Origin of the sequence: Acidithiobacillus sulfurivorans (genome assembly GCF_018853815.1) — a bacterium.
Lineage (GTDB): Bacteria > Pseudomonadota > Gammaproteobacteria > Acidithiobacillales > Acidithiobacillaceae > Acidithiobacillus > Acidithiobacillus sulfurivorans.
Genome location: NZ_JAAOMP010000144.1, coordinates 1 through 10,233 on the forward strand (window position 1 = coordinate 1; position 10,233 = coordinate 10,233).

The 10,233-nt window shown below is 54.0% G+C and carries 8 protein-coding genes; 4 read left to right on the forward strand and 4 right to left on the reverse strand.

Annotated features, from left to right (window positions below):
- Positions 1-28 precede the first annotated feature (28 nt).
- From HAP95_RS13245 to HAP95_RS13260, 4 genes are all read right to left on the reverse strand, one after another.
- Entirely contained in the window at positions 29-493 is a 465-nt protein-coding gene (locus HAP95_RS13245) for a DUF1376 domain-containing protein (RefSeq protein WP_215884631.1), read from the reverse strand.
- A 109-nt stretch (positions 494-602) separates the two neighbouring features.
- A complete protein-coding gene (locus HAP95_RS13250; protein ID WP_215884632.1) occupies positions 603-2,228 on the reverse strand; it encodes a hypothetical protein in 1,626 nt (541 codons plus the stop codon).
- Between the two features lie 73 nt (positions 2,229-2,301).
- Complete coding sequence (locus tag HAP95_RS13255; protein WP_215884633.1) at positions 2,302-3,600, reverse strand: hypothetical protein; 1,299 nt, start codon at positions 3,598-3,600, stop codon at positions 2,302-2,304.
- On the reverse strand, positions 3,590-4,891 hold the full coding sequence (locus HAP95_RS13260; RefSeq protein WP_215884634.1) for a conjugal transfer protein TraW family protein: 1,302 nt from the start codon (positions 4,889-4,891) through the stop codon (positions 3,590-3,592). The genes HAP95_RS13255 and HAP95_RS13260 overlap by 11 nt, the downstream gene beginning before the upstream one ends.
- A 50-nt stretch (positions 4,892-4,941) precedes the next feature.
- Between HAP95_RS13260 and HAP95_RS13265 the strand changes: the two genes are divergently transcribed.
- From HAP95_RS13265 to HAP95_RS13280, 4 genes are all read left to right on the forward strand, one after another.
- The gene (locus HAP95_RS13265) at positions 4,942-5,448 is read left to right on the forward strand and encodes a type IVB secretion system protein IcmW (protein WP_215884635.1); all 507 of its coding nucleotides are present in this window, start codon (positions 4,942-4,944) and stop codon (positions 5,446-5,448) included.
- Positions 5,449-5,451: 3 nt separating this feature from the next.
- Positions 5,452-6,000 carry a hypothetical protein gene (locus HAP95_RS13270; RefSeq protein ID WP_215884636.1) on the forward strand — a complete coding sequence of 183 codons (549 nt, stop codon included), beginning with the start codon at positions 5,452-5,454 and terminating at the stop codon, positions 5,998-6,000.
- Positions 6,001-6,041: 41 nt separating this feature from the next.
- Positions 6,042-7,799, forward strand: a complete 1,758-nt coding sequence (locus tag HAP95_RS13275; RefSeq protein WP_215884637.1) for a UvrD-helicase domain-containing protein — start codon at positions 6,042-6,044, stop codon at positions 7,797-7,799.
- 114 nt (positions 7,800-7,913) lie between these two features.
- Positions 7,914-9,482 carry a hypothetical protein gene (locus tag HAP95_RS13280; RefSeq protein WP_215884638.1) on the forward strand — a complete coding sequence of 523 codons (1,569 nt, stop codon included), beginning with the start codon at positions 7,914-7,916 and terminating at the stop codon, positions 9,480-9,482.
- Positions 9,483-10,233: the final 751 nt, after the last annotated feature.

Below are 10,233 nucleotides of genomic sequence, written 5' to 3' on the forward strand. Positions count from 1 at the left end.
CCGGCAAATCCGGCAGGTTATCAGGTGGTCAATTTAAACGCTGTTTTCCACCCAATTCTGGCAACTTTTGCACGCTGTTTAACACCCGTGCAATCTTCGACCGCTTCGCCTTCGTCTCATGAGCCACTTGTTTTTCCGTCCAAGCACGCAACACAACTTCCGCGATCTTCGGGTGATACCAGCGGTTGTCTGAACACAATATCCAACCCTGCAAAGCGCTCTCTTTGACCTTCTGGAACGCTTTGGAAAACCGCCCATAGCCCGACAACAGACCCAACTGTTTGTCATCGTTCGGCAGAGATCCCGCCGGGAGCTGATGCCAGGAAGCCAAAATCAGCAGCATAGCGGCACGGAACGCCTCGCCGTTCGTGTTGACCACCATTTCCGAATCCATCAACCACCGAATATCTACCGGCATGGAGGGGCATGACCGCAAATCACAGTCCTTCGGCGTCAAAGGTTCCTGCAAAAAATGAGATTCCATAGCGGGCATACCCAAAAAATCCTCATAAAAGTTACAAAACTGTTAACGCTATGTTACACCCATGAGCGGTTATGTCAACGTTAAAGGCCGGCTGTTTTCTTTCGAACAGAGAAGAAGCTTAGGGGATGGCCCCGTTACTTTGTGCCATGGCGTTACCTCGACGCGGATTCTCCGCGTGCAAGTTCTGCTGTTCTGCCAGCGCTACACGCGTAGCCATAATGGCGGACAGCCGTTCCATCAACCGCCGATTCTGGTTGGATACGCGAAGGCTCATGGCTTTCAGAAAAACCAGCGTCCGCCAAGCGCCTGCCGGTGTGGTGGCGGCCAACTGATTATAAAAAGCCGGATTCGCGTAACTGCCGAGACTCACCAGACGGAGTAGCCCCGCTGTACTCGCAGCATTTTCGTTGCCCCCGCTATCGCTTGCGCCCGCACCGCTACCCTGATAAGTCCCTACATTCACCTGTTTCGCACCCGTGTAAAACCCCATGGAAGTCGCCGCATATTGTGCCGTCGCAGCGTTCGGCCAAACGCCATGCGACATGCCCGGGGCTACATGGCCGTAATTCCAGGCCCCAAACGTACAGGCGACATTCCCGTTACATTGCCCCAAAAAATACTTCAAGCCAGTAGCCATGGCTTTTAATTCAATATTGGGATGTTGCCCGTACACCACCATGGGATTCGTTAATCCATAGTTCGCGCCTAAACTAATCGCCGTAGGATCAATCATCTGCCCGAGACTTTTTGCCGTAGAATCCGCTTGCAAGCAAATCAACGAACTACCTCCACCAAAAGGATACGATTGCGGATCAGTACACGGCATGGCCTTCAGGTCCCCTGTCGAGTCTTCATGGGCAATCGTCGCCGCGATGATGGCCGGAGAAATGTTGGCATACTGCGCCGCAGCGGCAACCTGATTGACATAATGTGGCACCAGTTGTTGCCAGTTTCCGGCATTGGAGGCAGGGGAAGGCGATTGCGCAGGGGCCCGCGTGGCGACCGCCGATAGTGCGGGAGACGGCTTGTTATTCATTGTTGCCGACGTGCTGGCCTTCGGCGCCGCACCAACGACTGCACTCACCGCGCTTACCGCAGAGCCGGGCACCGAAATCGCGTGCAGGCCCGCCACCAGTCCCATGGAAGATGCCGCCAAAGATAATCCCGCTTCTGCAGCGTTATGTTGGCTTTGCCAGGCTACCCCAGCAGGTGTGGCAGCTTGCGCGGCCGTGATGGGCTGACTAGGAATCGGATCCAGCAAAGTCGATTCAACCACTAATGCGTTCCCGCTGTCTTTCCCTTCAAACAACGCATGCGCATCTGTTTGGTTTTGACCCGTCCCACCCGGGCCTGAAAGTGCCGCTAACGACTGGATTTTCTCCTGTTGCGTAGGCATATTCGCTTTCCCATTGATGACACCGGGTCCGCCGTCATCCCCCAAAGCCACGTTCGCCATAGCCCCCTGAACATTGGCTGATTGCGCCGATTGAAACAATCCAGCAGCAGCTTGAGATTGTTCGCACTGCCCTGGAAGTTGTGAAATAGAATCCGTCTGGGTTAAATAGTTCTGTTTCGCCGTAGCCCCTGCCATTTCTTCTTGAAACAAAGACTGTTCTTGCAGTTTCTGGTTCAAGAGCTGCTCCGTGGCGGTCATCTGTTGCACCTGACCAGTATTCAGGGCCTTCCCCACCTGGAGAATTTGCTGCGGATCAAGAAACGACAAGAGGTTACTCAAGTCACTCATGATTCCCGCGTGCGCTGAACAGGAAACCGACAGACAAACCGCCGCGTAAACCGACCAGCGAACCTTTTTGAATTTATTGCGCACCGGCAAATGCCCCATTCGACTGTGCTACGGCGTTTCCACGATCAGCGTTCAATTGATTAACACGACCGGATTCTTCACTGGCCAACATCGCCGCCTGCAGCGCTACCGCATGTTCCAGCATGGTTTCTTCTTCCTCTTCCATACGAAGCTGTGCCGCCATCATGATGTCCACTTCCTTGATCTGCACCGTGTCCCCACTCGATGTTGATTGAAGCCCCTGATAAAAAGCAGGATTGGCATACCGGCCATCCGTGATTGTCTGCAACAGGCCATCCTGGCTGATTTTGCCATTGACCTCTCCAGGGGGCGTACCGCTATTATCGCTCTCCGTCCAGAGATGATTGGCCAGGGTATCCGATATCGTCGGGACGTTGTGCCGCGCAATGGCCGCCAGCGTGACCGTAGCCAAACTCGCCTGGGTGCTCATGATGTGGGAAACCGCTTTGAAATTCGTCGCAGCCGGGTTGGTAACGCCTTTCGGCACGGACGGCGCATTCACCGGGACAACGCTGTTCTTGATGTAAGCGCTGATTTCCGAAGCCGTAACGGCCGTAGCCGCTCCACCTAATGGCAATAAGGTACCAGCCGAAAGTGTTGGCGCTGCTGCATTCGCCAAAGCCTGCACCGAGGTGAGTGGGTTCACGGCAGGCTGCTCCGCCTGAGTCGCACTACTGGCGGCCGCCGCTGCCACTTGCTGCGCTGAAGCGACCCCTGACAAAATATCTGCAGCCCCGGAAGACCAGGTACAAGGATTAGGCAACGCATTAATCCCTGTGGTTTGCCGAAGATACTTTTGTTTGGCTTTCGCACCGGCGATCTGCGCATCCACCTTCGCCTGCTCCTGCAGGGACTGGTTCATTTGCTGTTCCGTCGCGGTTAATTGTTGCATCTGGCCCGTATTCAGGGCTTTCCCTACCTGATCGATAGTGGCTATCAAATTGCTTTGATAGGTTTGCAGATTTTGAATGTTCGCGATCTGCCCAACTGAATTACAGGAGCCCTCGACACTGCCGCCTGCGCCAATGGACGTTTGTCCTCCATTAATGGATGATGAGTTCGTCGATGCGGATCCAGAACGGGTGGATATCCCGCCCGTTCCACCCGACCCGGTCCCGCCAAAATTCGTGGTTGTGCTGCTACCATTCTGTAAACTGGTAGCAGGTTTGGTGTACCCACCAGGCGGAGGGGTCGCTGTCACAATAGCTTCTGCCGATAATGGGACCATTCCTATCGCCAGAAGGATTGCTACTCGAAAAACGCGAAAAGCACCCAAAGAATTATTGCCCATTCAAAGCTCCATTTTCCTGTGCCATGGCATTCGCGTTCAGGTGCGTCAACGCATTATTGGTGGGCGTCACGACTTCGTGCGCGTACTCGTCGGCAGAAAGCCCCGCCAGATATTCACTCATGCGCAAAGATTCCCAATGCACACGCAGACTGATAGCCTCCATCTCTGTCAAATCCTTGATGGCCCCAGGCATCGTCTGCACGGCCATGAGCGAATACCAATTAGGGTTAGCATATCGCGCCTGTACCATCAGATTTAATGCGCCGTCCGGACTGATTTTGTTGTTGCTGTCGACGCCAGGAGGCAGGCTGGAGGAGGAATTGGAAGCGTTGGACGCTTTTTGCATGGATTGCCATTTACTTACAAAATAACTGGCTGAAATAGTCGGCTGATGCCACGCAGCTATCGTCGCCAAGGCATTTTGCGCCATACTCATTTTCGCCTGAATGGCGTGTTCGGAAGCCTGCCACAACTGGCCCGCTTTTGTTTTCTTTTGCGCCGCCGTCAATTGTACAGGTGGCACAGGCTCCGTTAAGTGCGCGATAGTCTGGGCGGCCTCCGAAGGCGTCGGGTAACTGCTGGAAGATATCGCTGTCGGAAAAATACTGGAGGCCGACAAGGTGTTTGTCGGGGCATTCGCCAGATTCTTGAGGGTAGCCATCGCTGACAGATTACTAACATCGTAGCCCGCAAGTACCTGACCAAAACTGCCGGCCATCTGCCGGTTTGCCGCCATACCCTGCCCAATGTCTTGCGCCATGCTTTCCTCATTACATAAGGAGCCAGGCTCATTCACAGCAACCGTCTTTCCATTCAAAATGGTGGTCTGACTCCCTGACGATGCGTTACCGGCTGTTAGCCCTGTGCTGGCCATCCGCGAATTCAGATATTGAAGGTTTTCCTTCGCCAATAATTGTTCGTGAAATTTCGTCTGCTCTTGAAGTTTTTGGTTCTCTTCTTGCTCTAAGGCTGACATTTGCTGCATTTGGCCCGTATTCAGCGCTTTACCCACAGCGAGAATCGCCTGTTCAAGGTTCTGCTGCGAGACCATGAGATCGCTGGGCTGTACAAAATTTCCATTGGCTGCACTGCACGCGCAATAAGCGGTTCCCACCACCCATGAGCCCGGCGGAAGCGTGGCAAAATTTGTCGAAATATCCGAAGATGATCCGGCTGCCCAGGCGATCATCGGCAAAGCTACTATTCCTAATCCAATAGCCTGTAGCAAAGCCCGTCTGTTCAGCGGGGTGAAACCCCTTATCTTAAGGGTGGCTTGCTCTTTTTTATCCATGGTTTTTCCGCTATTATAATGCTGTTAGCGATATTCTAAAGGAAAATCGGTTGGAAACCAACAGCCCCACTTATCCCCAAACGCCCTCTCTATCCGTTCTCGAAACGATGCCCGCTCCGTTGACGGAGGCGGATTTGCAAAAGTTCTTCGCCGAGCGCGGAGGGGGTGCCTTGCGGCTAGTAGTGGGTTATCTCGAAGCCGGTGAATCCTGGGTGCAGGACACGCGCGGTAGTCGCGTAGAGCAAATGCTGACCCGAGACTTGGCAGAAAGGATGATCTGCGGCCCCAGCCCTTACGCCGAGCCTGTACTTTCCGGGCAAGTCATGGATTATCTGCGAGCGGGCCGGATATTTCGAATTCTTGATTGGCTGGATGCACACCCTGACAACAGCGTCGTCCATATCCTGACCCATCCGGAAGTGCCCTATTCTTTTCGGGAACGGCTGCGAAAAATGATCCTGATCCTTTGGCGCGGCGAACTCATTGAGCGCATTTTCACACCAGCGCGTCAGAAAGAAATCTTGCGCGCATTGAACCAAAAAACTAAGGAATCTTAAAACATGGGTGAGTCCAACGGGAAACGGCAGAAAATTCGTTATGTATTGATGGCTAACCTATTGGTCGCCGGGGCCGCTATCGCTACGCCTGCTTTTGCAGATACTGCTCCCGCACAAGCGCCCATAGCCAGCACGGGAAGTTGTGGCAATATCCAGCAAGCGATCAATACGGCAGCGCAAAACATCCAAAATCAGGCGGACAACACTTACCAAAGCGTGCCACCGCCGGCCAATCTTGCGTCGTCCACCTGTTTTTCCAACATTCTCAATATGGGATCCAACATCGGTCTCAGTTTTTTTAATCCATCCACGCTCATTCAACAGTTATCGCAGATGGCCTGTAATGCGGCACAACAAGCCCTGCAATGGCCGATGCAGCAAGCAGATTCTGCTATCAATAATGACGCCCAGTTACCCTACGGCATGGGTGGTATAACCGCAGGGCAAGGCAGTAACGGCATCAGCGTCAACACGTTCACTTCTTCGGGGCCTGCCGTGGGCAACCTCTCCACCGGGGGCAGCAGCACGTTGAGTAACGCGCTGGGCGGATAGACCGCAAATCAACATCATGAATCCCAAAAAAGGAGGGATGTATGGCTTTTGGAAGCAGCGCTGAAAAACTGGAGGTCGCGGAAACTACGTCTGACGCGCCGAAATTCAAGCCTACGCCCGAACAACAAAGCATTATCGACGCCACGCTGTCTGGCAAAAATGTTTCCGTAAAAGCGTTCGCCGGCACGGGGAAAACCTCAACCCAAGTGTTGATTGCCGAAACGCTCAAGACACTTCGTCCCAGAGATTACCTGACTTACTTCGCTTACAACCGGGCTATGGCGGACGAGGCCATGACGCGGTTCCCCGCGAACACCGCCGTCTCCACAGCGCACGCGATGGCTGCCCGTGCCAAAATCTACGGAAAGCCCGTTCAGGATCTGTATATGAAGCGGCTGGTCATGGGCGCGGGGCTCAAAAACCTGCGGGATCGCATCGCAGATGAACTTCGCCAGGATGTCGATCGGGTTCGCCCCTGGTTCCCCAAAGAATACACCGCCATATCGGCCATTATGGGAACTCTGCAGAACTTTCTGCAGAGCGATGCGCGAACCGTGGCCCCCAAACACGCTTCACTGGAACATGCCCTCTATGTGAAAGATTTACAGGATGTGGCTTCGGCGCACGCTTTTAACAAGGCCGTTTCAGAATCGGCACAATCTCTTTGGAACCGGATGCAATCGGATCGTCAGTTCCCGGTAACCCATGACGTCTATCTGAAGGCTTGGGAAATGGACGGTGATTTCTCCGGGCGCGATCTGGTGCTTTTCGACGAGGCGCAGGACGCTAATCCGGTCATGATTTCCGTACTGAAGAAAATGCATGCGGCGGGGAGCCAGGTGGTTCTGGTCGGCGATCCCCATCAAGCGATTTACGGATGGCGAGGCGCCGTTGACGCGATGCATGCCTTTCCGGACTTCACCCAGCTTTCTCTGACAGAGTCTTGGCGGTTTGGGCAGAATATCGCCGACAAAGCGCAGACCTTCTTGAATGCCGCCGGTGAGATGCAAATCCTGAAAGGCCGCAATCCAAACCCTGGTGTGTTTCTGGATATGTCACGTGGGCAGCGAACCAGCGAAAATGCTTTTGTCCCCGACGCCATCCTTTGCCGAACCAATGCCGGCGTCATCCTGGACACACTGGAAGCTATCCAGTCCGGCCTTCGCCCTTATATCGTTGGGAATGCTGGATCCAAAAGTGGTGGCGCCGGGGATGCCGCAAACCTGCTTGCTGCCATGGGGGGGCTGTATGACGGAGCATTCCACCGTCCGCGCCACCCGGAAATCGCCCTGTTTGAAAACTGGGAGGATATTTTGGAATTCTCTGAGAACAAAGACGGCAAACACCTTAAAGCGTTCGTCAAGTTTACCATGGAGCAAAAGCAGCATGGCACACTGGAACAAACCATCGACGCCCTGAAAAACGATACGGCGAAAACCAAATCCGACGCCGATATCACCATCTGTACCATGCACAAATCCAAAGGACTGGAGTGGGATCATGTGCGGGTCGGCAGCGACATCGATACCGTCGACGTGGTCAATGCACATCGTTACAACAACAAGCAAGACCTCGCGTTCAGCCTGTCCCAGGAGAACTATAAGTTACTGTACGTTGCCTGGACGCGCGGGAAACAGGGCTTCGACGCCATTGGCCGCCACAAGGTCTACGAAGATCAGATTAAAGCGCTTCACGAATATCCGTTGACTGATGACATCCGTCAGATTATCCGAGAAGAGCGGGACGGCAAAAACGCCGAACGGCGGAACCTCCAGCAGGAGTTTTCGGGGGAGGATTGATGCGGCTGGGACGCAAACCAAACCGGGGCTTCGACACCCGAACGACTGACAAGACAACAAGGGGCCATAACCGGACCAGACTTTCACCACTATTCACTAAAGAGGAACCTAACCATGGCTTTCGGCGCACATCTCAGACCAACCGTTACGTCCACCTTTGACGATAAAACCAGCGAAGCGGTTTTAGACGCAACAGAGCAAGCTAACAACGACTTGCCGTCGGCAGAATTGCAGTCGGCAGAACCCTCCGTAGATTCCGAAACGGCCCCTCCGGCAAACACGGGAAACCCGGAGGACACCGCGCCAGAATCCATCCTGTCGGACCCGGACCAGGAACACCTGGCTCACATGGAAGCTTTTCAGGATGCGCTACGGGACATTGTAGAGATGCGCACACTCCAGGGGGATACCCAGGCAACAACGCGCGTGCCACTCGTGGCTAAAGGCTTGATGGGTTATCGGGATCAACCCGTGCCACTTGCCGAACTCTGTGACCAGGTCATCGACCAGGCGTATTTCAAAGTTCCACAAAGTGAAAATGGTCCTGGAGAGATGGCGGGCGGCAGTGACCGATGGGTGATGACACCGGGAAATCAGGCTGCAGAAAAGACGGCCAATCTGGAAACCGCCCAAATGATTCACGATCATCTGGAACAATCGGGGATTAACCTTGATCTGGTGGCCGAACAATTCCAAACCATGCTGGAAAGCGCTGAGAGAGAAATACCAGAAAGCCCAGATGGCACCGAAAGTTCCGTAAGCGCGACGGAATCCACCGCAGAAGGAGCGTGTGTCCCCGCGCTGATCAATGAACCTGTGTTCGAAGGCGCCCATGATCTGCGCCTGCTGACTGACGTGGAATACCAGGAAATCCAGAAAGCAGCAGAGACAAAGCCTTCAACAGAAGACAAGGACGATCCTGACGAGGAAGAGGAAGATGACACACTGCTTTCTTCGCAAGATTTAGCCGCGAACCTCGTGCTATTGTCCATGCACATGCAACAGGCGCGTAGCCGAAAGCAGTTGAAGGCCGCGCAAACCGCCACGCATCGTCCCGCGCCACCAAAACCACCTTTGCAGGGAAGTGCCAGCCCTTCGCAAAGTACCCCTCCCACCAATAAGGGCGACCAAAAAGAGGCCGCTGGCCGTAGTTTTTCCTTGCCGCTCCCAAGACTCCCGCGCTTGCCCAGTTTGAAAGGCGACGGAACCGGGAACACGCACAGTACGGGCATGGATTATGAAGCCTTCGTCCGGAACCGGCGCACAGGACAAATGCTGGCGACACGGGATGCCTTGCTGAAAATGGATCGGCTCATGCATCTGCGTAACCTAACGACAGATCCAGACGTGCTGAAAAACATCAACGGAAAGCTCGAAAAACAGGCAAAACGCATGGTACAGCAGGGTAGTAAAGCCTTCGACCAGAAAGGACTGGATTTTCTGGCACGAGGCGGCGCTGACCCGGCGGTCATCACCGGGACCATGGAACAGATGGAAAAATGGAAGAAGCAATTTGGTGCGGCAGAAGACTTCCATCGCAACAACAGCCTCGGTGACGCGCTGGGGGATGCCCTGGAAAAACTGGCTAAATTGATTCAGGACGTCATTGATCGGGTCACAGGGCGAGCCACACAGCGGGAGGACGCGAGCGCGAAAGATGGTGAAGCAGGGTGGAACCCGTAAAAAGGGCTTGAACCGAGAAATACACGCTGCCGCGCCGGCTACTTTCCTCGCAATGACTAGGACCAAAGCGGAAGAAGCTGGGTCATGGTATGAGGAGGTACCGACGCGGCAAATCAAGCTAACGCAGCGTTGTTATGGCTACTGGAAACTGCCGAGCAAGAAGAAAACACTTTCGGACAGAATCCATCAATGTGACTGCGGTGTCTGTTGCGGCCGGGATGAAAACACCGCAAAAGTGCTGTTACGTTGGCTAGAAGCCAGTTTGGCCGGGCGGGGACCGTCCGAGGTATCGAAAGGTGCCCGTGTAAAAATAATCCGTTCATGACCGCGTGAAGAATATTATGTTTTTTATTGACGTTCAGAATATTACGCGCAATAATACGAATTAAATATCTTTTCACGGGCACCTTTCGATGGTGGAAGAAAGATCACACAGCCTCATCAGGTTGCTGCGAAACGGGTCGCAAACCGGACAGGACATTTGCCACCAAATAGGTATATCACGTCCGACGTTGAGCCGTTTGATGGATGATTGCCGGGAGGCTTATCCTGGTTTTTTGTGTCAGATTGGATCCGCACGATCTACTCGGTACGCATGGGCCGTACCGATGGTTGCCATCCGAACCAGCCCTGGGTTATTCCCATATATGAAGCAATCCCGTCAGGTGCCGTCCAACCGTTTGGAATATTGACAATCTTGCATGCGGACGAGTACCTGTTTGCGCCGGCGAGCTTAGAAACCGCGCAGCGT